Annotated in this window: 27 protein-coding genes; 4 read left to right on the top strand and 23 right to left on the bottom strand. The window is 37.7% G+C overall.

Annotated elements, in window-relative coordinates; translation table 11 throughout:
• Positions 1–4: 4 nt before the first annotated feature.
• From ACFFUE_RS06640 to ACFFUE_RS06535, 22 genes are all read right to left on the bottom strand, one after another.
• Positions 5–1,000, bottom strand: a complete 996-nt coding sequence (locus ACFFUE_RS06640; protein WP_376833778.1) for a mannose-1-phosphate guanylyltransferase — start codon at positions 998–1,000, stop codon at positions 5–7.
• A gap of 1 nt (position 1,001) precedes the next feature.
• Positions 1,002–1,343 carry a phosphomannose isomerase type II C-terminal cupin domain gene (locus tag ACFFUE_RS06635; RefSeq protein ID WP_376833776.1) on the bottom strand — a complete coding sequence of 114 codons (342 nt, stop codon included), beginning with the start codon at positions 1,341–1,343 and terminating at the stop codon, positions 1,002–1,004.
• 67 nt (positions 1,344–1,410) lie between these two features.
• A complete protein-coding gene (locus ACFFUE_RS06630; RefSeq protein ID WP_376833774.1) occupies positions 1,411–3,777 on the bottom strand; it encodes a GumC family protein in 2,367 nt (788 codons plus the stop codon).
• A gap of 25 nt (positions 3,778–3,802) precedes the next feature.
• Complete coding sequence (locus ACFFUE_RS06625; RefSeq protein WP_376833773.1) at positions 3,803–4,609, bottom strand: polysaccharide biosynthesis/export family protein; 807 nt, start codon at positions 4,607–4,609, stop codon at positions 3,803–3,805.
• Between the two features lie 75 nt (positions 4,610–4,684).
• Positions 4,685–6,625, bottom strand: coding sequence for a polysaccharide biosynthesis protein (locus ACFFUE_RS06620; RefSeq protein ID WP_376833771.1), 1,941 nt, complete (start codon positions 6,623–6,625; stop codon positions 4,685–4,687).
• Positions 6,626–6,812: 187 nt separating this feature from the next.
• Positions 6,813–7,235, bottom strand: coding sequence for a regulatory protein RecX (locus tag ACFFUE_RS06615; RefSeq protein WP_376833770.1), 423 nt, complete (start codon positions 7,233–7,235; stop codon positions 6,813–6,815).
• Positions 7,236–7,424: 189 nt separating this feature from the next.
• Complete coding sequence (glyA, locus tag ACFFUE_RS06610; protein WP_376833768.1) at positions 7,425–8,690, bottom strand: serine hydroxymethyltransferase; 1,266 nt, start codon at positions 8,688–8,690, stop codon at positions 7,425–7,427.
• Positions 8,691–9,055: 365 nt separating this feature from the next.
• Positions 9,056–9,943, bottom strand: a complete 888-nt coding sequence (locus ACFFUE_RS06605) for a DUF72 domain-containing protein (RefSeq protein ID WP_376833766.1) — start codon at positions 9,941–9,943, stop codon at positions 9,056–9,058.
• A 186-nt stretch (positions 9,944–10,129) separates the two neighbouring features.
• A complete protein-coding gene (locus tag ACFFUE_RS06600) occupies positions 10,130–10,330 on the bottom strand; it encodes a helix-turn-helix transcriptional regulator (RefSeq protein ID WP_376833764.1) in 201 nt (66 codons plus the stop codon).
• Positions 10,320–10,778 carry a hypothetical protein gene (locus tag ACFFUE_RS06595; protein ID WP_376833762.1) on the bottom strand — a complete coding sequence of 153 codons (459 nt, stop codon included), beginning with the start codon at positions 10,776–10,778 and terminating at the stop codon, positions 10,320–10,322. Before ACFFUE_RS06595 ends, ACFFUE_RS06600 begins: the two co-directional genes overlap by 11 nt.
• A gap of 268 nt (positions 10,779–11,046) precedes the next feature.
• Entirely contained in the window at positions 11,047–12,702 is a 1,656-nt protein-coding gene (locus ACFFUE_RS06590) for a ribonucleoside-diphosphate reductase subunit alpha (RefSeq protein ID WP_327985132.1), read from the bottom strand.
• A 25-nt stretch (positions 12,703–12,727) separates the two neighbouring features.
• A complete protein-coding gene (locus ACFFUE_RS06585; RefSeq protein WP_376833759.1) occupies positions 12,728–13,228 on the bottom strand; it encodes a GNAT family N-acetyltransferase in 501 nt (166 codons plus the stop codon).
• A gap of 16 nt (positions 13,229–13,244) precedes the next feature.
• Positions 13,245–14,102 (bottom strand): GLPGLI family protein, encoded by an 858-nt coding sequence (locus ACFFUE_RS06580; RefSeq protein ID WP_376833757.1) that lies wholly within the window; start codon positions 14,100–14,102, stop codon positions 13,245–13,247.
• Positions 14,103–14,225: 123 nt separating this feature from the next.
• The gene (locus ACFFUE_RS06575) at positions 14,226–14,498 is read right to left on the bottom strand and encodes a hypothetical protein (RefSeq protein WP_376833755.1); all 273 of its coding nucleotides are present in this window, start codon (positions 14,496–14,498) and stop codon (positions 14,226–14,228) included.
• A gap of 343 nt (positions 14,499–14,841) precedes the next feature.
• The gene (locus tag ACFFUE_RS06570; protein WP_376833753.1) at positions 14,842–15,474 is read right to left on the bottom strand and encodes a CatA-like O-acetyltransferase; all 633 of its coding nucleotides are present in this window, start codon (positions 15,472–15,474) and stop codon (positions 14,842–14,844) included.
• A 54-nt stretch (positions 15,475–15,528) separates the two neighbouring features.
• Positions 15,529–16,503 carry a ribonucleotide-diphosphate reductase subunit beta gene (locus ACFFUE_RS06565; RefSeq protein ID WP_327985137.1) on the bottom strand — a complete coding sequence of 325 codons (975 nt, stop codon included), beginning with the start codon at positions 16,501–16,503 and terminating at the stop codon, positions 15,529–15,531.
• A gap of 318 nt (positions 16,504–16,821) precedes the next feature.
• On the bottom strand, positions 16,822–17,409 hold the full coding sequence (locus tag ACFFUE_RS06560) for a hypothetical protein (protein ID WP_376833751.1): 588 nt from the start codon (positions 17,407–17,409) through the stop codon (positions 16,822–16,824).
• A gap of 24 nt (positions 17,410–17,433) precedes the next feature.
• On the bottom strand, positions 17,434–18,078 hold the full coding sequence (locus tag ACFFUE_RS06555; protein ID WP_376833749.1) for an HD domain-containing protein: 645 nt from the start codon (positions 18,076–18,078) through the stop codon (positions 17,434–17,436).
• Between the two features lie 18 nt (positions 18,079–18,096).
• Positions 18,097–18,990, bottom strand: a complete 894-nt coding sequence (locus ACFFUE_RS06550; RefSeq protein WP_376833747.1) for a ribokinase — start codon at positions 18,988–18,990, stop codon at positions 18,097–18,099.
• A gap of 24 nt (positions 18,991–19,014) precedes the next feature.
• Positions 19,015–19,653, bottom strand: coding sequence for a DUF4241 domain-containing protein (locus ACFFUE_RS06545; RefSeq protein WP_376833745.1), 639 nt, complete (start codon positions 19,651–19,653; stop codon positions 19,015–19,017).
• Between the two features lie 455 nt (positions 19,654–20,108).
• Positions 20,109–21,257: a hypothetical protein gene (locus ACFFUE_RS06540; protein WP_376833743.1), complete on the bottom strand. Its 1,149-nt coding sequence runs from the start codon at positions 21,255–21,257 to the stop codon at positions 20,109–20,111.
• A gap of 15 nt (positions 21,258–21,272) precedes the next feature.
• Positions 21,273–21,758 carry a hypothetical protein gene (locus ACFFUE_RS06535; RefSeq protein WP_376833741.1) on the bottom strand — a complete coding sequence of 162 codons (486 nt, stop codon included), beginning with the start codon at positions 21,756–21,758 and terminating at the stop codon, positions 21,273–21,275.
• 183 nt (positions 21,759–21,941) lie between these two features.
• Here ACFFUE_RS06535 and ACFFUE_RS06530 point away from each other — a divergent pair, with 183 nt between their 5' ends.
• Positions 21,942–22,580, top strand: coding sequence for a DUF937 domain-containing protein (locus tag ACFFUE_RS06530; RefSeq protein WP_376833739.1), 639 nt, complete (start codon positions 21,942–21,944; stop codon positions 22,578–22,580).
• Positions 22,581–22,633: 53 nt separating this feature from the next.
• Here ACFFUE_RS06530 and ACFFUE_RS06525 read toward each other — a convergent pair whose 3' ends face one another.
• A complete protein-coding gene (locus tag ACFFUE_RS06525; protein ID WP_376833737.1) occupies positions 22,634–23,146 on the bottom strand; it encodes a thermonuclease family protein in 513 nt (170 codons plus the stop codon).
• Positions 23,147–23,271: 125 nt separating this feature from the next.
• On the opposite strand from ACFFUE_RS06525, the gene ACFFUE_RS06520 reads away from it, so the two are divergent.
• The 3 genes from ACFFUE_RS06520 (at position 23,272) to aspS (ending at position 25,871) form a co-directional block, all read left to right on the top strand.
• Positions 23,272–23,796: a hypothetical protein gene (locus ACFFUE_RS06520; RefSeq protein ID WP_376833735.1), complete on the top strand. Its 525-nt coding sequence runs from the start codon at positions 23,272–23,274 to the stop codon at positions 23,794–23,796.
• A gap of 4 nt (positions 23,797–23,800) precedes the next feature.
• Positions 23,801–24,013: a helix-turn-helix domain-containing protein gene (locus ACFFUE_RS06515; RefSeq protein WP_376833733.1), complete on the top strand. Its 213-nt coding sequence runs from the start codon at positions 23,801–23,803 to the stop codon at positions 24,011–24,013.
• Between the two features lie 103 nt (positions 24,014–24,116).
• A complete protein-coding gene (gene aspS, locus ACFFUE_RS06510) occupies positions 24,117–25,871 on the top strand; it encodes an aspartate--tRNA ligase (protein ID WP_376833731.1) in 1,755 nt (584 codons plus the stop codon).
• Positions 25,872–26,006: the final 135 nt, after the last annotated feature.

Below are 26,006 nucleotides of genomic sequence, written 5' to 3'. Positions count from 1 at the left end.
TCCTCTACACCAATCCTCTATTTCCCTTCTCTAATTTTTCGTAAATCCCTTTTACATCTTGGGCTTTTTCTTTTTTCAGGATTAAAATCGCATCGTTGGTAAAGACCAAAATAGATTTTTTAAAGCCTAAAAACTCGGTGTGGATATCTGTCCCGATGACCATATTCCCGTGTTTATCCGTTGGATGCCCTTTCGCTAATAGATATTCGTAAATCGATTCAAAAGATCCCATATCCGACCAGCGGAATGCTCCGATAACGGCTTTCAATTTCTTGGTGCGTTCCATCACGGCATAATCCACCGAAATCGACGGAATTTCTTTACTCTCTGCTAAAGGTAATTTGCCATTTTGTGATAAATCAAAAGCGATTTTAGCTTTGTTGTACACCTCTGGTTCGTATTTCTTTAGTTCTTCTAAAAAAACACCTGCTTTGAAACAAAACATACCGCTATTCCAATAAAAACTACCCGCTTTCAAAAAACTTTCTGCGGTCTCTTTATTAGGTTTTTCACGGAATCCTAGCACCTTATTATTCTGAATATGAATATACCCATAGCCAGTTTCGGGCTTGGTAGGTTTTAGTCCGAAAGTTACCACGGCATTGTCCTCCGCCAATCGTACCGCTTGCTCCAAACATTGGTTGTAAAGCTCTAAATCTTCTATCAGATGGTCAGACGGTGTTACGATAAGAATGTCTTCCGCAGATACAGAAAAAGCCGCAAAGGCAATAGCGGCGGCGGTATTTCTTGGTTCGGCTTCTGTGATTTCTATATAGTTGGTTACAGAGATTTCTTCTAATTGTTTTTTAGAAAGCGGGGCATTGTCTTTGTTGCCCACAATCATCAAATCGGTTGCTATGGTTTGATTTCTGAGTACAGTCTGCTGAAAGAGAGATTTCCCTTCTACCAAGTGGAGGTATTGCTTCGGTCTTTCTTTTCTTGAGAGTGGCCATAGACGGCTCCCTACTCCACCGGTAAGAACTACATTGATAATCTTCATTTTAATCTCTTTTATAGTCATCTTCTATACGGATAATATCGTCCTCACCGAAATAAGTCCCATATTGCACCTCTATGAATATAAGCGGTACCTCTCCATAATTAGCAATTCTATGATGAACTCCCTGCGGAATATAAGCAACTTCTCCTACATTATACTCTTTCACTTCCCCATCTATCGTTACCGTTCCCACACCAGAAACAATCGTCCAAACCTCACTTCTATACTTGTGATATTGCAACGAAAGCCTTCCCTGCGGATTCACTAAAACCTTTTTTACCTTGTGTGTTTCCGCATCTTCCAGCACCCAATACTCTCCCCAAGGTCTTATATCGTGTTCCATTCTATTTTCAGTAATTTATTTTCAATTAATTGATAATTGATAATTGATAATTGATAATTGATAATTATTAAAATCTTTCTTTTAGTTTCTCTATAAAACTTTTCTCTTTCGCTCCATAGCCGTAGCCGTATTTATTTCCGTAGCCAAAATAACTCTTAGCTACATCATTTAATACAAAGGCTACATTCTTAATCTTCTCTGCTTTAATATTCTTATTAGCAAATTCTATCAATCCTTTCTCTGTATAGCCAGAACGCGTTACATAGAGGGTGGCATCTGCTAAGTCTGCAAACAGAAGCGTATCGGTTACCAACAGAAGCGGAGCGGTATCCACTATGATGTAATCGTAGGTCTGTTGCAATTGTTCCAATAGTACTTCATACCTTCCGTTGGTAAGCAATTCCGTAGGATTTGGAGGAATACTTCCTGAATAAATCACATCCAAATATGGGTTGTAAGTGGATGGATGTACAATGCTTTCTAAGGCCGTACTCTCATCATACAAGAACTCTGTAAGCCCTGCTAAGCCTTTTCTTGCCTCGTTATATCTCTGCAACTGAGGATTTCTAATATCAGAACCGATAATAATGGTTTTCTTGCTTGGTGTTGCCAAAGTAAGAGCTAAATTGACAGAAACGTGTGTTTTCCCCTCCCCTTTTACCGTAGAAGTTACAAAAACCACCTTGCCTTTACGCTTCTTAGGCAACATAAAATTCATATTCGTGATGAGGATACGGAATGCCTCTGCCATTGGAGAAAGGTCGTTCATCCCTACCAACTCTGGCTGTCCTTTTTCTATCCTTGGCAATTCTGCAATCACAGGGGTAGAAGAGAGTTTTTCTATATCGTGCTTGGTTTTGATTTTATTGTCTAATAACTCGAATAGATAAATCAATGCAAATGGAATGAGCAATCCTATAACCAATGCTACCAAAAGAATAATCACTATCTTTGGTGCAACAGGTTTTTCAGAAGCGTAGGCTTGGTCTATCACCCTTGCCTTATCTCCTGTAATGGCTAAGGAAATGGCTGTTTCTTCTCTTTTCTGTAATAATAAAAGGTATAATTGCTCCTTAATCTGCTGTTGTCTTTCAATATTTCGGAACATTTTTTCAATCGCTGGAAGACGAGAGATTTTTCCCGTTGCTTTGTTTTGCTCCGTTTGCAGTTCTCCACTGGCAATTTGCAATCCCGTTCTTGTTTTTTGTAAACTTTGAAGAATGGAACCCTTTAAGTCGTTCAATTGTTTTGATATATTAATCACCGCTGGATGCTCTGGAGTAGCAGAAGCCAACAAACGATTTCGTTCTAACACCAATTCGTTGTAAGAATTAATTCCAGATGCTGATGCAGGGTCTGATAATCCCACCGCGGAAGGCAACACTTCATAAGCTCCTCTTTTACTAAGATAGCTAATTAAAGCATCTGCCTGCTGCATCTGAGCATCAATATCCAATTGCTTAGCTCTTGCTTGGGCAGTAGTTTCAAGGTTAAGCTTGGCTTCAGTGCCAATATCCGTCAATTGATTTTGCTCTTTAAAGCGTTCTTTCTGAGATTCTACAGATTCTAATTCATTAGAAATCACTTTTATTCTATCCTCAATAAACTTCATCGTCTCGTTAGACTGTGAGTTTTTATCCTGCATTGCATCTTGGTTGTATGCCACCACCAAGCCATTGAGAATATCTTTAGCTTTATCCACATTAGGATAGTTCATTGAAAGCCCTATAACGGTTACATCTTTGTTTACCAACTGTGCTCCAAGAGCCTTCTGCAACTGAGTTACTCGCCCTTCTTTGGTAGCGATGGATAGTTTCAGCTCACCTAATTCTTTAGCTTTAACGGCATCAAAATGAGGATTTTTAGTAATGATAATATTGGCATACGGTAAACTGATGGTCTTTCCTAGGTGTCCTTTTACCTCACTTGTTAATTCATCAGAATGTAGCGTAATGACATCTCCTTTTACCTCTATAGTAAGCAGTTCTTTAGGAAATTTCTGATTTTTTTTCTCATTAATCACATTCACAATGTAAGGTGCCGTATCCCCATAGAGTTCTCTACTTTTTAGCCCTTCATCAGAAATCATTTCTACCTGTAGATTTTTAGTCTCCACCACATTGGTCATCAGTTTTTTAGACTTAAAAATCTCAATTTCATTGTCAATACTACTGGAGCTCATCCCCCCCAAACCAGAGAGGTCTTTTAGCATATCCATTTCTGCCCCACCACCAGAGTTTTTTGCCTCTTTCACCAACACCGTAGATTCTACTTTGTAAACTGGTGTAGCGATTTTAAGATAGAAATAAGCGACCAATAACGCCAAGAAAGCAGAAACTACAAACCACTTCCACTTTTGCAAATAAGGCATTATAATTTCTGATAAATTAAACTCTTGCTCCTCTGTATTAATAGATGAATTGTCGTGACTCATATTTTATTAATCCTCTTTTATTCTTTTATCTAACTATAAGTGTCAATAAACCAAGTATTACCGATGCTACAGAGATGTAAATCCCCGTTTGAGCTCCAAATCTTGAAGAATCTTCTTTAATCTTATTCGGAACAACATAGACCACATCATTTTGCTTCAGATAGTAGTATGGAGAATTGATAAAATTAGCATCTGTAAGGTTGATATAAGCTTGGGTTCTTACACCATCTTCCTCTCTCACTATCAAAACATTATCTCTCTTCCCATAGATGGTAAGGTCACCTGCTAAACCTAAAGTATTAAGTAATGTGGTTCTTCCATTAGGGATAACATATTCCCCTGGGCGGTTAACTTCCCCCAAAACAGTAACGCGGTAATTGCCATACCTTACACTCACTGTAGGATTGATGATATATCTTTTCAGTTTTTGCACCAGCTCATCTTTCAGGTTTTCAATCGTTTTTCCATTGGTTTCTATCTTTCCCAAAACAGGAAAATCTATATATCCATCTGGATAAACAGTATATGCTACTCCCGAAAGGGTAGATTGCCCAGAAGTAGGTATATTAGAACTTGGCTGAGAGTATGTTACTCTAGATTGAAGGTTATCCGTAGAAACACTTTGATTGAATGGAGCGGTAACGCTCATATCCTTTGCTGTAACATAAATCAGTAACTGGTCATCTGGCTGAATGGTAGATTGTACCCTTTTGATAGAGGCTTCATTAGCCAATTGCTCTATATTCTGCATATAGACAATATCCTTCCTCGATTTACAAGAAAACAGCACCAAAGCTGCAAATAATAAAAATCCCCAATTCCTTATTTTCATATATCACTTTTCTAAATATCGCAAAGATACAATTTTAATTCTTAATCCTCCCTATGCCTAAACGCCATATTCTAACTAAGCCCTTTTATCTAAGGCTTCAAAAATAGAGTTATTACTCTTAAATTCTTTCACGATGGTTTTCAAGGTTCTCACCACCGCCACTTTATCTGCTTCTTTAGCTTCGTTATAAATTTGCTCTGTCAAGGCATTGATTTCCTCGAAGGTCATCGCTTCATCTTTAGAAATCATAATTTTATCGTGATGAGTAGGCAGTGTTTTTGTCCCATCGCTTAGCAACTCTTCATAAAGTTTTTCACCAGGACGAAGCCCTGTGTAAACAATTTTAATATCCTCATCTGGTTCAAAACCAGATAGCTTAATCATTCTCTTCGCCAAATTCAAAATCTTAACAGGTTCTCCCATATCAAAAACGAAGATTTCACCGCCGCTTCCCATAGTCCCCGCCTGCAATACCAGCTCACAAGCCTCGGGAATCGTCATAAAATAACGCACAATATCGGGATGGGTGATGGTAACTGGCCCTCCTTTTTCTATCTGCTTTCTAAAATGCGGAATTACCGAACCATTAGACCCCAAAACATTACCGAACCTTGTCGTGATAAACTTGGTAGTATTCCCCGCCTCATTTTGTAACGCTTGCACAAACAACTCTGCCGCTCTCTTAGATGCCCCCATTACATTGGTTGGATTAACAGCTTTATCCGTAGAAACCATCACAAAACGATTGACTTTATAACGACTAGCAAGCAATGCTAGATTTTTACTTCCTTGAATATTCACCAATGCAGCCTCGTGCGGATTTTCCTCTATGAGAGGAACATGCTTGTATGCCGCTGCGTGGTACACCATTGAAAACTGAAATTCTTCAAAAACACTTTCCAAACGATTAAAATTAGAAATATCTGCCAAGATAAATCTAAAATCCACACCTGGAAACGAAGCTTTCATTTCCAATTCTATATCATAAAGGGGAGTTTCCGCTTGGTCTAAAACCACGATAGTTTTCGGTTCAAAATGAGCAACTTGCCTTACAATTTCACTTCCAATAGACCCTGCACCACCTGTTACCAATACCGTCTTGTGGTAATGCCTTTTCTTCACCTCTTCATTTTCTATCACAATAGGTTTTCTGTTCAGCAAATCCTCTATCTGGAGGGTACGAATACTCACCTCGCCTTCATTTTCTCTCAACTTCTGCACCGATGGTGCCTTGAGCACCAGCAAGTTTTTTTCCAGAAATAAATTAACCCAATCGCTTAATTCCTCCTTGGACAGTTTAGGCCTATTAATCAGAATGCCATCAATATTTAAAACCTCCTTGGAGTAAGCTTTTAGCTTATCTTTTGGCAATATTTTTTTTCCTATCAGATTTGCCATTTTGGAATCTTTTCGCTCTGTTAAAAAGCCTACCACCTGATACGGCAAAGAAGGATTTCCTATAATTGCTTTAGCCAACGCCACAGATTCCTCATCTATCCCAAGAACAAGGATGCGTTTTTTCAAATCACTACGCTTAAATTCTTTCGCAAAATGATAACTTTCCTTCACTACCAAACGAAGGGTAAACAGAAATAAAAACGAAAATCCAAAATAAATATAAATCAGCGGAGTAAGAAAAAGCTTCTCTCTAGTGAGCCAAAATGCAACCACATTCGCCAACAATAAAACTATCGCTGTACAGACATTCGCTAATAAAATTTTAGATAAATCAATAAAGGTAGAATGCCGAATAATCCCCGAATAAGTACGGAAAATAATAATAAAAACAACATTCACCCCAAGTATCAAAAGAAATTTCTGATACATCTCCATTGATGAAATAGGACGAACGCCCAATTTGTCCAAAACCCAATAAGACATCAGTAGAGAAAATGCCAAAAGCGACACATCTATCAACAAAACAAGCCACCTCGGCAAATAGCGGAGATTGGACAAGCTCACAATATTGTCGCCATCGTATATCTTATTTTTCAGCTTGTATAGAAATGTTTTCACAATTTTTATCTAAAAAAGTTCACAAATGTAATGAATTTAACCCAATATTACAACGAAGAATTATTTTAAAATAACCAAATTAAAAATCGCAAAAAAAAAAAAAAAAAACAATAAAATGACTATTTTAAAGAAAATTATTTAACAAATACTATTATTTAACACAAAACAAACATAACCAAAACATAAATCAATCTTCATTGATAACCTCCTGAATAATATCATATTCAAAACCTCTCCCAATCAGATATTTTATCGTTTTCGCTTGCTTCTGATACCCCTTCAGCCCCTTCTGTTTTTCATAATATTGCTGGTAAATTTTCTTAATAGCATTTTCATAATCTTCATCATCTATCTCATCATAACAAGATAGAATCAACTTCTCGGGCACCCCTTTGAATTTCAAATGATTTTTTATCTTATTTCGCCCCCAATGTTTTGCATAAAATTTTCCCCGTATATAGGAACGCGTAAATCGCTCTTCATTCAAATAATTCTCCTGAATTAAATACAACAAAATCTCATCTTTCGCCTCTGGAATCAATAAAAACTCTTTCATCTTTTGCTCCACTTCCTGATGGCATCTATCCTGATAAACGCAATAGTTTATCATTTTCTGTTTGATTTCATCAAAAGTATAAGATTTATGCATAGTGCAGTGAGAGGGTTATGAGACTATAAAGTTAAAAGGCTAAAGAGCATTGTTTATCATTTGGGTGTTTACAACAAACTTCTTCCTATCAAAAAAATTGCCAAAGTGTAATACTCTGGCAATTTTAAGCAATTTATTTTTATTTTTATCTTAATAACTGAATAATGGCAAGCCTTCCATCATTGCATTCACCTTCTTACGTACCTCTGCAATTACCGTATCATTATTGATATTATCTACCACATCAGAAATCAAGTCTGCAATGGTTGCCATATCGTTTTCCTTCAAACCTCTGGTGGTAATTGCTGCCGTTCCTAAACGAATCCCCGAAGTGGTAAACGCCGATTTATCATCAAACGGAACCATATTTTTGTTACAAGTAATATCTGCTTTCACCAAAGCTTTTTCGGTTTCTTTACCATTAACCCCTTTGTTTCGGAGATCTACTAGCATCAGATGGTTATCCGTACCCCCACTTACAATATCAAAACCTCTATCCATCATTGCTTTTGCCAACGCTCTAGCATTAGCAACTACTTGCTTAGCATATACTTCAAATTTAGGGTCTAATGCCTCCCCAAAAGCTATCGCCTTCCCTGCAATCACATGCTCCAAAGGCCCACCTTGCACCCCTGGAAATACACAGCCATCTAACACTTGGCTCATCATTTTGGTTTCTCCTTTTGGCGTTTTGTGTCCGTAGGTGTTTTCAAAATCTTTCCCCATCATTATCAAGCCTCCTCTAGGTCCTCTCAATGTTTTATGGGTAGTAGTAGTTACTATGTGGCAATGCTCAAATGGAGAACTGAGAAGTCCCTTAGCAATAAGCCCCGCTGGATGAGCAATATCCGCCCACAGCGTAGCCCCTACTTCATCTGCAATTTCTCTAAATTTAGAGAAATCAATATCGCGAGAATAAGCTGAGTAACCTGCTATCAACATTTTAGGCTTCACTTCTAATGCCTTTTGTCTTACATTATCGTAATCTATCAAGCCTGTTTCTCTTTCTACGCCGTAAAAATTCGCTTGATATTGTATCCCGGAAAAATTAACGTGTGAGCCGTGCGTCAAATGCCCTCCCATTGACAAGTCTAATCCTAAGATGCTATCCCCCGGTTTCAAACACGCCAAGTAAACAGCAGCATTAGCCTGAGAACCAGAGTGTGGCTGAACATTAGCATACTCCACCCCAAAAAGTTGCTTAGCCCTTTCTATAGCAAGAGTTTCCACCTCATCTACCACTTCGCAACCGCCATAATATCTTCTTCCTGGGTAGCCCTCTGCATACTTATTAGTTAAAACACTTCCCATAGCCTTCATCACCTCATCAGAAACAAAATTTTCCGATGCAATAAGCTCAATCCCGTGGGTCTGTCTGGCTCTTTCCTTTTCTATAAGGTCAAAAATAATATCCATATTGATTTATGTTTATAAAATTAATCCAATCATATCCCGCCAAAGATAAGACTTTTCCGAAGAATATTTGAAACCAATCTCCGATTAATGTAATTTAAGCAATATACCAGTGTAGCAATTTACCAATGTAACAGTGTAGTAGCGTAGTAATCCAATGTATCAATCCTTATGAGATTAAAAGTTTACACTAAAATAATCAGCAATAATAGTTTTCCCCTTTAAAGACAGAGATATTTTTTTATTTCAGAGAAGAGTTTTAATCAATAACAATTATAATGAACTGACTATATTAAGTTACATTATTACATTGCAAATTATTACATTGGTAAATTGGTACATTGGTACATTAGTACATTAATATCCTCTCAAAACAATTGCCCCGTAGCATTTGCCAACTGTGGAATATGTAATTGCGTTCCCAATTCTTGATTTAGCTTTTCTATGAAATATGCCGAAAGGAGCGGTGATGCCAATTCTACATTTTGATGCACAAAGAAATAAAGATTTTCCAAACCTTGAGCTTTCCATTCCGATATGCAATGCAACCAATCGTCCAATCGGGTGTAATCCGACTCAGCATTAGCCCCCACATAACGCACAAATGCCGTAGGCGTGGTGAGTCTCATATGCAGCATATCTCTACGCCCCGCCGTATCTACTATGATATTGGTGATTTGATGACGCTCAAACAAGTCCATCGTAGTTTCAAAAACAACCTCATCGGAAAACCACTCCTGATTGCGAAGCTCCACCGCTAAAGGAATTTCGCGAGGCCATTCTTGGATAAATCGCTTCAATCTATCAAAATCCTTCGGTTTGAAATTATCGTGCAATTGCAAGAAAACCATTCCCAGTTGCTCCTCAAAATTCATAATAGAAGTAACATACTGCGTTACCACATCGGTTACATTGATTAATCTTCGGTAATGCGAAATAGTATTGGTGATTTTAGGGAAGAATTTAAAATCTGGTGGTGTTTTTTCTTTCCATATCCTCACTTGCTCTGGCGAAGGAAGACTATAGAAGGTAGCATTCAGTTCTATCGCGTTAAATTGCGTAGCGTAGTAGGTAAGCTCATCTTTCGTCCCGCGAGGATAAAATCCTTTCAGGTCCGTTTTATTCCACTTTGCACAGCCTATGGAGAGGTTTTGAAAACCATTTTTATTTTCTTTTAAAACCTCTAAAGTTCTAAGATGCGTATTAGGCAAACTAAAATCTACTAAAGACGGGTCTTCTACTTGTCCAAATTTCATTGTTCTGATTTTTTTTTGCAAAATTAGTTAGTTTTTAGAAGTTAGAGGTTAGATTTTTAATTTTACGTTTTTGAGGAAAGAAGAAAGAGGAAAGAGAAAAGACCATCAACCGACAACTAGCAACTTACAACTAATCCTTTCTAACCTCTAAAATCTAACCTCTAACCTTGAACTCCGAACCTCAAATCAATCCTCTTCCTCGAGTGTAAATATTTCATTAACAGATTTTCCAAAGTATTGAGAAAGTTTTAATGCCAATACTGTGGAAGGAACATATTTTCCAGATTCTAAAGCATTAATCGTTTGCCGAGAAACCCCTATAATTTTAGCCAAATCCTCCTGTGTAATCCCTTTTAGAGTCCGTTCTATTTTGATGCTATTTTTCATTATTTAAAGCGAGTAAACAATAGTTAAACCGAAAAACATACAATACCAAAGGTAAATACATCGCTAAAATAATGACATAAAGAAATGCAATTCCAAATACTGCAAGGTATAACCCCAAAACCACAAGGTAACTCACACCCATTGCCCAAAACAAAGCCTTTAGCCGCAACGAAGCAATATATTCATCCTCTGTTTTTTCTTTGGAAAAACCTACTAAAAGTCCTCCCACTATTACCATCATACCGATAAGATTCTCCAACCAGCTCACCGAAGTTTCTACAAAAAAGCCACGCTCCCCTACTAGGGCATCATTGTAAATCACAGGGATATTCACCAAAGGAAACTCCCAATGGAATATTAACATTAAAATCCCAAAAATAAAAGATGGAACAAACACAAACCAGCCTATTTTCTTATAAGCATTCGGAAGTAAATACAATGTTTTCATTTTAATATACTTTTATTATTAGGCACAAATGTAAAACATATTTTACATTTAGACAAATAAACTTTACATTTTCATTCGAAAAAAAAGAGGAAAGAGTCCAGCTCCCTCCTCTAACTTTATAACCTTCTAACTATTTTCAAGTTTTAAGTGTTGAGTTTTGAGTTTTGAATTTTCACCATCAACCGACAACTAGCAACCGACAACTAATCCTTTCTAACCTCTAACTTCTAATATCTAACTTCTAATACCCAACTTTCTCCTCAGAACACTACGCCTCACAGCTTGAGCAGGTTACGAAATTCACCATCATTTCCTTAGAAACCGATGAACTTCTCTGATAGTAAAGTGTTTTCACTCCTTTTTTCCACGCCTCTATGAGAAGAAAATTCACATCTTTCACTGGCATTGTAGAAGGAATCTGCAAGTTAAGCGATTGTGCTTGGTCTATATACTGCTGTCTTTGTGCCGCTTGGGAAATAATCTCCATTGGTGAAATTTCCTTAAAGGTTTTGAAAACCGCTTTTTCGTGGTCTGTTAAGCCTTCTAAATGCTGTACAGAACCGTGGTTGAGCATTATGCCACGCCAAGTTTCCTCCGTATCCAATCCTTTCTCTTCTAGCAACTTTGCCAGATATTTGTTTTTACGCATAAAGTTTCCTTTCGCTAATCCCGCTTTGTAATAGTTGGATGCAAAAGGCTCTATCCCTGGGGAAGTTTGCCCTAAAATTGCCGAGCTAGAGGTGGTAGGGGCTATCGCCATTGTAGTGGTATTTCTCAGTCCATAACCTTTTAGCATTTCTGGTTCACCATAGATATTGGCGAGCTCACGAGATGCCTGCTCTGCCTGCTCTTTGATTTGCCTGAATGCTCTGGCGTTAAACTGCGTAGCTTCAAAGCTTTCAAACGGTATCATATTTTTCTGCAAATAAGAGTGGTACCCCAAAACGCCTAAGCCTAAAGCCCTATGTCTGATGGCAAAATTCCTTGCCGATTGCAAATAATAGTTACCTTCGGTTTTTTCTATAAATTCAGATAAAACAGCATCTAAGAAATACACCGCCAGTTTTACCGCGTTGGTATCTTTCCACTCGTCATACAATTCCAAATTCATTGAAGATAGACAGCAGATGAAAGATTCTTCCTCTGATGATGGCAACATAATCTCAGAACAAAGATTGCTGGCATTAATCATCAATCCTTTATCTTTATAAACCTGAGGTTTGTTTCTATTCACATTATCGGTAAAGAAGATATAAGGCAATCCTTTCTGCTGACGGCTTTCTAAAACTCTTGCCCAGATTTTTCGTTTTTCGATGTCACCATCTATCATATCTTGCATCCAATAATCTGGAACACAAACACCTATAAACAAATTCTGAATAGGTGAACCAATGTCTTTAATGGACAAAAACTCCTCTATATCTCCGTGGTCTATATCCAAATACGCCGCAAATGCCCCACGGCGAACGCCCCCTTGAGACACAACATCCATTGCGGTATCAAAGAGTTTCATAAAGGAAACTGCACCAGAAGATTTTCCATTATCGGTAACGGCTGTCCCTCGGTGTCTCAATTCTCCGAAATAACCTGATGTACCACCACCAATTTTGGTCTGCATAATCACTTCGCCCATCTTGTGGGTAATCCCTTCTATGCTATCAGGAATATGCACATTGAAGCACGAAATCGGGAGTCCTCTCTGCGTTCCCATATTAGCCCACACAGGCGATGAAAAAGAAATCCACCCCTTGGTAATCATCTCCTTGAAAGCTGGCTGAAGCTCTGGTTTATACAGCCTCTTGGCAGCTGCCGTAGTGATTCTATCAATAGCACCTTCCACCGTTTCGCCTTTCAGTAGATACCCTCTGTTGAGCATTTGCTCAGACTCCTCATTGAGCCACCATATATTTGTTTGTTCTTCCATTTATTTCTTGTTCTTTTCGTTCTTCTTATTTCAATATTTTTTCAAAAGCCTTGCGTGGAGAGCCGTTGTATTGCACTTCGCCACAGTAAGTGTATTCTAAATTCTCTAAAATCTTCAGCATTGCCAGATTATCAAAATTGGTATCTATCCTTATGCTGAAAACCTTGTTTTCTACCGCTTTATCCCCCACAGCTTGTAGCATCCATTGCCCCAATCTTTTTCCCTTTGCTGCTTCGGAGACTGCCATTCTATGAACCGTCCAATAATCCCAATCCTTCAACCATTGCCCTTCAATAGCTTCATACGCTGGTTCTCCTTCTGTAATGATGGCTACATAAGCTACCACTTTTCCATCTATTCTCACCACATAGCCCCAACCCTTCTCTATATCTTGGATAATGGTCTCCCTAAAAGGATAGCCATTTTGCCATTGTTCACTTCCTTGAAGCCTTCTGCTTTCTTTGGCGTAAAGAATAATTTTCCAAATATCCTCCACATCCGAAAGCATTGCCCGCTCTATTACCATTATTATTTCATTAACTTTAATCCTTTGACTGAGGATACTTCACTGCTTTATCCAATTCTATCGGATTATTATCTTTTCTTAAACGCTCTTGCACCTTTCGTACTCTCTCCCTTGTATCGATTTTCTTCTGAACATAAGTTCCATTTTCAATCACATAAAAGGTATCATTTCCTCCAAAATCTTTAAAAGGAGCATTGTAATAATCCAACTTCAACTGATTGTATTTTTTCTCACTAATTTCAATAGGTTTATCTCTTCCAAGATTTTGCTCCAAAAAGGACGAGCTGTCTATTGTTTCTTTCAAGGTTTTGTTTCCTGCAAATACAAAAACATAATCCTTTCTATCATCATATATTTCCAAAATAAGCCCTGGCAACCCTTTAAACTTGTATGGTCCTTCCGCGAAAGGAATTTCCGTAGTAAACCAAGCTTCCCAATGCCTTCCTCCAAATTGCGTTGTTGCCTTTTGTACCTTATATCCTTTAATGGTTTTATTCTCTGGCGAAAGCTTCCAAACCTGCTTATCCTTAGTTTTAAAAGCATAGTAAGTTTTTGCATTCATCAGATGAAAAGCCGTATTCTCATCTGAACCAATGGAGCGTTTTAGTCTTATATCCAAATCTGGATAAAGCTTAGCTTTCCCACTCACTGCCAGTTCATTATAATTTTCCAAATTCATCAATGAATCTGCTTTTAGTAAGCGTTCACCATAAAACTTAACCTCCTTTCTATCAATATCCAAGACATATAAATCTTGCGTTCTATCATTGGATAGAGAATCTTTTCTAAAATCTAATTCATAATAAAACCTATGCGTCTGAGCTTTCAATACTAAAGCTCCAAATACCATCAAAAAGGAAAAAAACTTATTCATATACCAAAATATTTGATTTATATTTATAAAAAAGCTATTTAGAAACACTAACACTCTAAAAATTTCAAAAAAAAAATTTAGATAGAGTTACTAAATAGCTTAAATAATTTTCAAAAAAAACAATTAGACCTCTCCTGTACCATCATCTATAACAATAATTGGAATAGTACCACCTGGTTCAGGACACTTAATCTCAACAGGCCTCCCATCAGGTCCCTCAGTATAACACCTCACCTTCATAACATCCTTAATAGGAAGTTCATCTATGGCTAAAGAAACTTTAAGCTTCTTACCACCTTCCTGAGTGCTTTTAGTACACTTTTCATCAATTACTGAGTTAGCACTCATACTCACACTTACTAATCCTAAGATTACGCTAAAAACTAATTTTTTCATAACTAATTTATTTTTTTTTGATTCTCTACAAATGTAAACAATTTAATAATATCTCACAAGTATTACAAAAAAAAATTAGACTAAATTTACCAGGTTACGCATTAATATAATTTAATGAAAATCAGATTTTGAATATCAGTATACTATAACTAAATCCCGATTAATTTTACACAAAATAATAAAAAAAACAAACATTTAATCATTAATAATCTAAACATTAAACATTTTCACCCCTTAAAAAAACGAATTTTCCTAGTTTATCATATTTTCAACACAAAAAGCATCATCAAAAAAAACCAAAGCTTTATTTTCATTTTCTTATGATATTAAAATGGTTAGTTCTCTAAAAATCCTCGTTCATCAACTCTTGAAACTTCTGAAAATAAAGCCCCAAATGCCTACCATCAGCCAAGCCGTGATGGGCTTCTATGGATATAGGAAGCCATTTCCTATCGCCCTCCACTCGGAATTTTCCAAAGGCAATTTTCGGAACAGAATCGCCACTTCCCAAATTGAAAGGGTGCAATATTGCCGAAAAAGAAGTCCACGGTATGGTGGTATGGCGAATCAAATCCACTCTACCATCTTCCGTATGCAGCCTGATGCCTTCTGAGTTTTGAACATTTTCTATCTCCTTTTGCAAACGAGCGTTGAACACTTCAAAATCCTCCGAATATTCCGTAAGAGAAAACCCAAAAGTACCATCTTCCCTCGCTATGGTAGTTCCCACATTCACATAAGGCAACTCCATCACTTGCCCATCTATAATCCTATACCTCAACTCCTTAACAGCATTGGAAGCCATAATAGATTTGTGCATATAGTAGGCAAAAAATGAAATTCCCTTTTCCTTGCATATCGCATACGCCTTGGTACAGTCAATCTCAGAAGTAATCCCGAAAAAAGGATTGCTCATCTCCGAGAAAAACTCAAAGTGTTCTCTTCTATTCCAAGTAGATAAGTCTATGGGAATCATTGTGATGGTTAGTTGTTAATGATTAATGGTTATTTTTTTCAAGCATTAAAGCCTTTAGAAAAGGTCATTCGCTGTGATAGATTTATCGTGTTTGGTATAATCTACAGGGCGTTTTGCAAAGAAATCATCTAGAGAGTTGGCAAATACTTCCTCCTCAAACCATACCATTGGTTTATAATCTTCTTCAGAGACATTGTAGCGAGGCTTCATTCCTATTTTATTCAGAGAATCATCTACGCGGTATTTCATAAAATTGAGCAAGTTAATTTTGGAAACTTTGTCTATTTCGCCCAATTCAAAAATCCAATCTAAAATCTCGCTTTCCACCTCCAAAGATTGATCTACAAGTTGATAAATAGCTTCTATATCTTCATCTGTAAGCAATTCTGGTTGCTCTTCACGGATTTTATTGATGAGGTAAATCCCTGCATTGGCGTGGATTTGCTCGTCCACAGAAGTCCAAGCGATAATGTTGCTTACATTTTTCATATAACCTTTGAACCTTGTAAAAGATAGAATAATGGCAAACTGCGAAAACAAGGAAACATTCTCTATCAAGATGGAGAACAATAGAAGCGAAGAAACATATTCCTTAGGCGTTGTAGAATTGGCATTTTTCAGCACATTACTAAGGAAATCTATTCGCTTTCTTACCGCTGGGATTTCCACCACATTGAGAAACTCATCATTATACCCCAACACTTCCAACAAACGAGAGTACGCCTCCGAGTGGCGAAATTCGCATTCTGCAAAAGTAGCTCCCAGCCCATTGAGTTCTGGTTTTGGAAGATGATGGTAGAGATTTCCCCAAAAAGTTTTCACCGAAACTTCAATCTGTGCAATGGCCAATAGGGCGTGTTTCACCGCATTTTTTTCGTGCGGCTCCAATTGCGAATGAAAGTCTTGAATGTCGGCAGTGAAATCCACTTCAGAATGCACCCAAAACGATTTATTAATCGCTTCCACGAACTGTAAAACTTCTGGATACTCAAAAGGCTTGTAGCTTACGCGTTTGTCAAAAATTCCCATATTTGTATTTTTATTTTATATCTATTTGATTTAAAATCAATTAAACCAAGAAATCACATCTTTAACAAAAGAGTTTTTTACTCCTTATGACCGAAAACAAAAATAAAAAAATGGATTCAGTATAGAAAGAATCCATCTCTTTATCCCCGCAAAAGTTTTCCACAAATACCCCAAACGCCCATCATTAGGCACTCTCAAGGGGTTTTAGTTTTATTTCAATAGAAAATAAGGCTTTTTCAGCTAAACGAAATTTTATAAACCACTCAAAATCTTAATATTAAAATTAAACATCAGAATTTTCACCTCTTCATAATCTCATCAAAAAACTTTCTTGAAAAGCAAAATAACATTCAGAAATATTAAAAGAAAACTAAGCGTTACCCAAACTACCCTGCGAATATCTTGCTCCCTTGCCGTATCTACTGTTTTTCCTGCAATTTCGGATAACTTATGGCTTTGGTTGATATAATTGTTCACCTCTATAATCTGGTCCATATTTTTATTAGGCACCGAATGCTGAGAAAAGTAAACTCTATTTTTCTTACCGAGATAACCCACCACCCAAAATTCATCAGCGTTTTTCATATCCAGATATTCTAGACGGTAATGCTCTGGGCGGATATTCCCTAAGTGCTTCAATCCATATCGGCGAGACACCTCTTCCGTACTTCGGATTTTAATGAGATAGAAGTCTACAGGCTGAGGCAGTTTGCTGATGACTTGCACCGCCATAGAATTTTGTACAAATCCCTCCTCCGAACTCCTCTCTACAAACCAAAATGCAAAATACCCTACCGATAAAGCTGTAACCACCCATCTAAACAAGGTAGCCCAACTCCGCCTTACTGCAGACAATGCTACAGCAATGGTAAGCAGTAAAAAAACTATGAAAATATATTGATCCATCGCTTACAAAAATAACAATTTACACTAAACTTCCACATTCCACTCACGGTAAAATTCTTCTAAAAACGCTTCCATCAAATGATGCCGCCTCTCTGCCAATTCCTTTCCCTTTTGGGTATTCATCAAATCTTTCAGCAGCAGTAGTTTTTCATAAAAATGATTGATGGTAGTGCCATTATATTGCTTATACTCCTCTTTGGTCATCGCTACATTCGGCTGAATATCGGGGTGATACATCAGATTATTTTTATATCCTCCAAAGTTAAAAGTTCTGGCAATCCCAATAGCCCCCATCGCATCTAAGCGATCTGCATCTTGTACTATTTTCAACTCTATGGGTAACACCTCAGGAGCCTCGCCTCTATTCTTAAAGGACATTTTCTGAATAATAAAAAGGACTTGCTCTACCAAGCCCTTCTCTATATTTTGCTTTTCCAAAAAATTCCGAGCCACTACCAATGCCAAATTTTCATCACCATTGTGAAATTTTGCATCTGCCACATCGTGCAGTAATGCCGATAATTCTACCACAGTGAGGTTGCATTCTTCTGTAGCAGCAATGAGCTTAGATAATTTCCAAACACGCTCAGTATGAAACCAATCGTGCCCAGATTCTATCCCTTTCAATCTTTCCTTTACAAACCTAATGGTAGCTTCTATAAGTGACATTCTCTTGAGGATTTCAGTCTATGCTTCGTAATCTGCTTTGTATGGCAATCCTCTCTGCGAGCTTCGCACCGCTGCCACTTTTAGGGAAACATCATTACCAAATTTCACACAATCTTCTATGTTATTTTGATGACAATATGCCACCGCAAAACCAGAAGTAAAAGCATCTCCCATCCCCATTTTATGAAGGATATCCACTTCCTCATTTCGGAAATACCTCATCTCCTCACCATTGTAGAAGGTAGTGGAGTTGGCTTCATCCCTCACAAAAAGTTTGTTGACATATCTCCGCATCAGTTCCTCTCCAGAATATTCATTGCCGAAAATTTTATGAATTTCGCTGTATTTTGCTACAATGAAGGTAGCATACTCTATCACTTCCTGAGACAGTTGCTGTGCTGGTGCAGCATAAATCCCCACGGGCGTGCCGTATTTTTTTGCCAATCTAACCGTATGCTCCACCACCGCCATAGGCACTTCCAGCTGAAGAAGCACCATATCTGATTTGGCAATGTATTTTTCTACTTCATCTATATGTTTCGGTTTCAGTTCATAGTTGGCTGCTGGTACTACAATGATGGCATTTTTCCCCTCCGAAGCTGTAACATAAGCCGTCCCTGTAACAGCTTCCTCCGCTTCTACCACATAGCCTACATTAACGCCTTCGTTCACCAAGTTTCTCATCACTTGCTGCCCGTGAGGGTCCATCCCCACGCATCCTATAAAATAGACACTTGCACCCAAGCGTGCCGTACCTACAGCCTGATTAGCTCCCTTACCTCCAAAAAAACTTTCAGACTTTAACGCTAATACGGTTTCATTGGGCATTGGAAATTTTTCTGTATTCAGAACCAAATCTATCGACGAGCTTCCTACTACTATAATCTTGGGTTGTTCCGAACTAAATTTCATTTTATTGATATAAAAAAGATTGTTTTAACTTAAAATTTCTATAAACTCCGTTATGATTTTTATTGGTTTTCCTTCCGCATCATAACCGATATAACTAGCATAAAACCCCTCACCATAGCCTGCTTCAAAAGCAAAAATATTACCCGCATTCTCATCACTTGGCTTCAGAAAGGCATATTGGTCTATCGCTCCATTTTCATCGAAAAAATGCTCGTGAAAAAACTCTTCATAAATCCCCATAAAATCTACACCTTTCATCTTAAACAATTTTTGCTCCAGATGATTAAGCTCCTCTTGCGTAGCACTATCCATAAAACTTGCCATACCGCTCTGCACAGGATATCCAAAAATTTCCTCTCCTTCTAACTCCTCTACATTTTGCCCTTCGCAAGTTGCCATTTTCCAAGTTTTCACTTCATTTTCCCCGAATACAACTTCCACATACGCCACACAATTACTCTCCTTCTCCTTATGCACAAAAACTGAAAACTCACCTTGAGGAAAAGTTTCTATAAAAGCGTCTTTATCATTGGTAATCAAAGGATCGCACGCTACCAGTTTCCCTGTAGGTAAATAAAGTTTCCCTACATCGAAGGAATCGATAAGCGGGTGGGCAACAAAATTTTTGCTGAATAATTGGGCTATATTGTCAATGTGTTTCATTATATCAATCGAAAAGTCAATTCGGCAAATTTAGGAAAAAAATATATCTGTTTTAAATCCAAAATCAAATTATATTTTTCGTTTTTATCTTCTTCCCATTTCTATAAAAATAAAGAAAGTGATAAAAATACAATGGACAGATCGGTTATAGATTCAAAAAAAACACATTATTACTAATACTAGAAAAAAAAATGAAAAAGAAGCCTTTGTTACGACCTCTTTTTCGGCACAGTGGGAGGAATTACCCTGTCCCTCTGTAATGCAAGTGTACAAAAATATTTTAAAACCAATCCAAAAAAATTGCACTTACTAATGGAATTTAGGTGGAATTTAGAATTGAAGAAAAAGGAAAGACTCTAACTTCTAACCCCTCTAACCTTCTAGCTTCTTAATTTTCTAATAATTTAACCCTCAACCGACAACCGTCAACCAATTCACAGTTTTAAGCGGTGAAATTAAAGTGTCTTATGCCTTTTAAAAGGTTGATTTCTATCAAATAGATACCGATAGGTTGTAAGTTTTCGGGTGATGGTGGTTTCTAGGTTTTCGGCTATTTTCATCATTTTGGGATTAAAATCGCCTATCCATTGTAGTTCTGTAACTTCAAAATGGGTGTGCTTCCTAATGTGCTGGGTGCCTTCCCATATCATATAGCCATCTATCCCCGTGCGTTGCCACTCTGGAACGATGCCGAAAACCAGCCCTACCATTTTGGTGTTCTTTTTAAACTGTTTTAGCCAAAGGAATTTTAGTTTTTCCCATAGTCCAAATTTTCCTTTAAGGGGTTTAAACCATTGGTTAAGGTCGGGAAGGTTAATCCAAAAAGCAATAGGTTTCTCTTTTTCGTACACAAACCAAGAAATATGCTCATCAAGCACGGGTTTCATTGTTCGGAACATTTTTAGTGTTTTTGGGTACTCTAGCTGCTTGCCTCCTTCGTGGCTTGCCCACGCCTTGTTGTAGATTTCTGTAAAATCCTTTGCAAACTTTTCCAGCTGATTTTTCTTCATTGGTAGGGCATAGATGGAGGGATTCTGAGCGTGCTTTTTGTGCATTAAAGTAAAGACTCTGGAAACATCAGAATGCACAGAACGAGAGTAGCAAAGCTGGTGGTAATAAGTCTGAAAGCCATAGTTTTCAAACAACTCTTTGTAGTAAGGGAAATTATAATTCATCCCATAGAGTGGCTCATCAAAACCTTCTATCAATACGCCCCAGAACTTATCCCTCTCCCCAAAATTGATAGACCCGTCCATTGCTTCCATTCCCCTTTCTTGAAGCCAATGTTTACAAAAATCAAAAATGAAATTGGCCACCTCTTGGTCATTGACGCAATCAAAAAAGCCAATGCCTCCTGTGGGAATTTCATTTTGATATTTCGGATTGATGAAAACAGCTACTTTTCCTACGGTTTGCCCATTTTTTTGGAATAGAAACCTTTCGCATTGTCCAGATTGAAACAGTTTATTTTTATTTTCGTCAAACACCGCTTCTATATCCTTATTCAGAGGGCGGATATAATTCGGGTCATTATGATAAAGCCGAGCAGGGAAATCTAAAAACTCCTTTCGGTGCACGCTAGAAGATACTTTGATGGCATTCATTCTCGAAATGAAATTTTAGAGCGAGGAACAATCTTGAACGGAAATATTGCTTAGGTGGATTTGTCCTTTATGGGTAGTGATGGTAACCGATGGGAACGTGCCCGTTAAGCAATCGGAGTTGGGCTCCTCAAAGTTGCCATCTTCAGCAATGATTTTAATATTTTTTCCGCTAATTTCATAGTTGTTTTCCGAGAAAATAAGCTTATCTAGGGTATAAGGGATATTGTCTATCTCTATGCTTCCCGTTTGGGATTGGGTATCAAAGGAAAGGATAATCAGCTGGTTGTTTTTAAAAATGATTTTGTTTTTACCAGCTGTTTCTGCTAGGGGTTTAATATTTTTTCCTGCATTGGGAGCGGATATTTCTGGAGCAGCATTGGTAGAATCCATAATGGCAATATCTTGTGAAGCAGCATCGCCCCCATTAGTCGTCTGGTTTCCGTCTTTAGTACAAGAGAAAATTCCAAATAATACGGATAATATAACAAGTGATTTTTTCATTGGATAAAAATAAAAAAAATATGAGAACATTCAAAATGGTTTTGAGTAATGTGTTTCAAAGAGAAAAGTAATAGCCACGGATAGTTTGTAGAGAGTTATATAGAACAGAATGGATTTTTGTATCAATTTTCATTTCGGAACATTTTTTGATGTATTCCAAAGCACAATTAAAAAAACATTACAATGAGTCTATTAGACCTTCTTACAGGCAACACAGGAAATGCTGTTGCTACACAAGCCGAGAATAAATTTGGTATTCAGAAAAACCAAGTGATTGCCCTTTTGGCAGTGGCTACACCGCTTATCATCTCTTACCTTAGAAAAAAATCTCAAGATTCTAAAGAGGCAGAGGCCCTCAACAACGCATTAGACAAAGACCACGATGGTAGTATCCTGAGTAATCCTTCTCAATTGGAAAGCAGACAGCAAGAGGGTAACTCTATTTTGGATCATATTTTTGGTGGACAAAAAGCCCAAGTGGAAAGCTCTCTTTCGCAGCAAACGGGTATTTCTATTGATAAAGTCGCTCCTATTTTGGCAATGCTAGCTCCAGTTGTGATGGGCTATATTGGCAAAGAAAAACAGCAGAATAATGTCAGCTCTGGAGGTATCGGAGATTTATTGGGTAATATTTTGGGTGGTGCTCAGTCGCAGGCTCAAAATTCTAATCCTTTGAACGATATTTTAGGCTCTGTATTGGGCGGCTCTCAATCTTCTAACAATCCTATTGGCGACATTTTAGGACAAGTTTTAGGAGGCGGACAGCAGAAACAAGAAGGTGGTATAGGCGACCTTATCGGTTCTTTTTTCGGAAAAAAATAACCTTAAAAGGTGAGAATAATTTAGGTTGACATAAAATCCAATCTCTAAAACTCTCACTTTACATCCCATAGTAAAACCGCGTTTCTTTGAGATGCGGTTTTTTTTCTCTTTCGCCAATCCCAAGGGGCGATAGGGTAGGCATCTTGCCAAAGTCCTAGTTTCTTTTTTCGGGCAATGCGTTCCAAATCAGCATAGTTTTCACTTTTAGAATATTTCGTGAAATGCCACGCTAAACCTTGCCTCACTAAGGCTTTATTCAGGTTTTGGTTGTTGTGAAACAACTCTGCTATCCAACGGCCATAGCGGTCGGGCTTTCCTGCAATCACCACTTTCACCTCTTTCCCGAAACAAAAATCTGATAGCGTTTGCTTGGCTTTTTTACCATACGGCTGATTCTTTTCTGGAGCATCAATATGAGCCAACCTTACCGTTTTGCTTTTATTTTCGTATAAGATTTCCACCGTATCGCCATCTTTCACCCCGATAATCTTAGCCTGATAAGTCTGAGTGAATAAAGTCTGGGACAGTAATAATAGAATGATTAACCAATTGTATTTCAATGACATCAAAATGATTTATTGCAAAAATACGAAAAAATACAAATGTTAAAATTTATTTTTTTTCTAAAATAATTATCGTTTTACGATAATTAATTATATATTTGCGATATGAATCAATAAAAAAATAGACAATGAAAAACTTAACAAAATTTGCCATTAAACTATTGAAAATTGTTTTCTGGCTATCACAAATCGGAGTGGTGGTAAATCTCGTAATGATTACTTGGATTGTGCTTTCTCACAATTTGGATTGGGAAGCACCTAGAAAATTTTATGAAAGTATGGATGTTTCTGCCATCTATAAGAGTACGCCGTTTGGGTTGAATGGAATGATGCTTTGTGAACTCCTAAAAACCCTTGGTAAATTGAGTTTATTTTGGATTGCTATCAAGATTTTAAACCAATTAGACGCTAATAACTTCTTTAATTTCGGAGTGTCCAAGCTGATTTATTCAATGAGTTTTTTGGCGTTTCTCATCGGAGCTACCCAATGGTTTGAAGCTTTTTTTATTGAGAAAAACATTCCGAATGAATTGCTCCTCTATACACAATTGGATAACGATAGCTTTATCACTACTTCGCTTATCCTCTTTCTGATGGGCGTTTTGTATCAAAAAGCATTGGAACTGAAACAAGAAAACGAACTCACAATTTAGCATTATGCCTATCATTATCAATATCGATGTAATGCTTGCCAAACGCAAGATGCAGAGCCGAGAACTTGCCGAGAAAATAGGCATTACCCAAGCGAATCTTTCCATTCTAAAAACTGGCAAAGCCAAAGCCATCAAGCTAAGCACTTTGGAAGCTATCTGTAAAGCATTAGACTGCCAGCCAGGTGATCTATTAGAGTATCGGGAGGAAGATAAATGATGTTTAAATCTCTTTGAATAAGTAGTCATTAACAAAAATTTTCCGAGCAAAAAACTTATCTTTGCAGTTGAAATTTTTAACCAAAACTTTTTCTATCAAAAAAATGTTCAGAACACATACCAACGGCGAGTTATCGCTTAGCCATATCAATCAAAAAGTTACATTAGCAGGATGGGTGCAAACCATTCGGGATAAAGGATTCGTTATCTGGGTAGATTTAAGAGACCGCTACGGCATTACGCAGTTGGTTTTCGATGCAGAACGCACCCCTAAAGAAGTCTTAGAACAAGCCAAGCAATTGGGAAGAGAATTTGTAATCCAAGTATCGGGAGCCGTTATCGAAAGAAGCTCTAAAAACCCGAAAATTCCAACAGGAGACATCGAAATTTTGGTAGAGGAACTTACCATTCTCAACGAAGCCGAACTCCCACCCTTCACCATAGAAGATGAAACCGACGGTGGAGAAGAGCTTAGAATGAAATACCGCTACCTTGACATCCGCAGAAATCCTGTGAAAGATAAATTGATTTTTCGCCATCAGATGGCTCAGAAGGTGAGAAATTACCTTTCTGGTGAAGGCTTTATCGAAGTAGAAACGCCTGTACTTATCAAATCTACGCCAGAAGGGGCAAGAGATTTCGTGGTGCCAAGCCGTATGAATGCAGGGCAATTCTACGCTCTCCCACAGTCGCCGCAGACTTTCAAGCAATTGCTGATGATTGGTGGAATGGACAGATATTTCCAAATTGTAAAATGCTTCCGCGATGAAGATTTGCGTGCCGATAGACAACCAGAGTTTACTCAAATCGATTGTGAAATGGCTTTTGTGGAGCAGGAAGATGTACTGAATATCTTTGAAGGTCTTACCGCAACGCTTCTGAAAGAAGTTACGGGTAAAGATTTTGGAACTTTCCCAAGAATAACCTTCGCAGAAGCGATGAAAACCTATGGAAACGACAAGCCAGATATCCGTTTCGGAATGAAATTCGTGGAACTGAACGATGTAACGAAAGGAAAGGATTTCAAAATATTTGATGAAGCAGAATTGGTTGTTGGTATTAATGTAGAAGGTTGTGTCCATTATACCAGAAAACAGATTGACACGCTTATCGATTGGGTAAAACGCCCACAGATAGGTGCTACGGGAATGGTTTGGGTAAAATTCCAAGAAGATGGCGTTTTAACCTCTTCGGTGAACAAATTTTATTCTGAAGAAGATTTGAAAATCATTGCAGAGAAATTTGGAGCGAAAGCGGGCGATTTGATGTTTATAATGAGTGGCGATACACAAAAAGTAAGAACCCAACTTTCTGCTTTGAGAATGGAACTCGGGAACCAACTAGGATTGAGAAAAGGTGATGAATTTGCACCGCTTTGGGTGGTAGATTTCCCACTACTAGAATGGGACGAAGAGTCTGGAAGATACCACGCAATGCACCATCCATTTACTTCACCAAAGGTAGAAGACATTACCCTATTAGAAACCGAACCTGGAAAAGCCAGAGCCAACGCTTATGATTTGGTATTGAACGGGAATGAAATTGGTGGAGGTTCTGTAAGGATTTTCAATAAAGAGCTACAAGCTAAGATGTTTAATCTTTTAGGCTTTAGCCAAGAGGAAGCCGAGGCTCAGTTTGGATTCCTGATGAATGCTTTTAAATATGGAGCACCACCACACGCGGGAATCGCTTTCGGGTTTGATAGATTGGTAGCCATTTTGGATGGCAACGAGGTGATTAGAGATTATATTGCCTTCCCAAAAAACAACAGCGGAAGAGATGTAATGATAGATGCACCAGCGCCTATTGCCCAAGAGCAACTCGATGAACTTGCTTTGAAAGTGAAAACTGAAGCGTAAAATAATTTAGACAAAAATAAAATAGATATAATGGCATCAATATTTGGTGCCATTTTTGTTGATGTTGTAGATTCAAGCCCCCAACGCGAAAATTTACCCGTCAAATATAGGAATAAATAGGGAAATTGGAGATTT

This window comes from Bergeyella porcorum, assembly GCF_042427575.1.
GTDB lineage: Bacteria > Bacteroidota > Bacteroidia > Flavobacteriales > Weeksellaceae > Bergeyella > Bergeyella porcorum.
The sequence above is the reverse complement of the archived record's forward strand: the minus strand, read 5'-3'. Positions and strand labels throughout refer to the sequence as shown.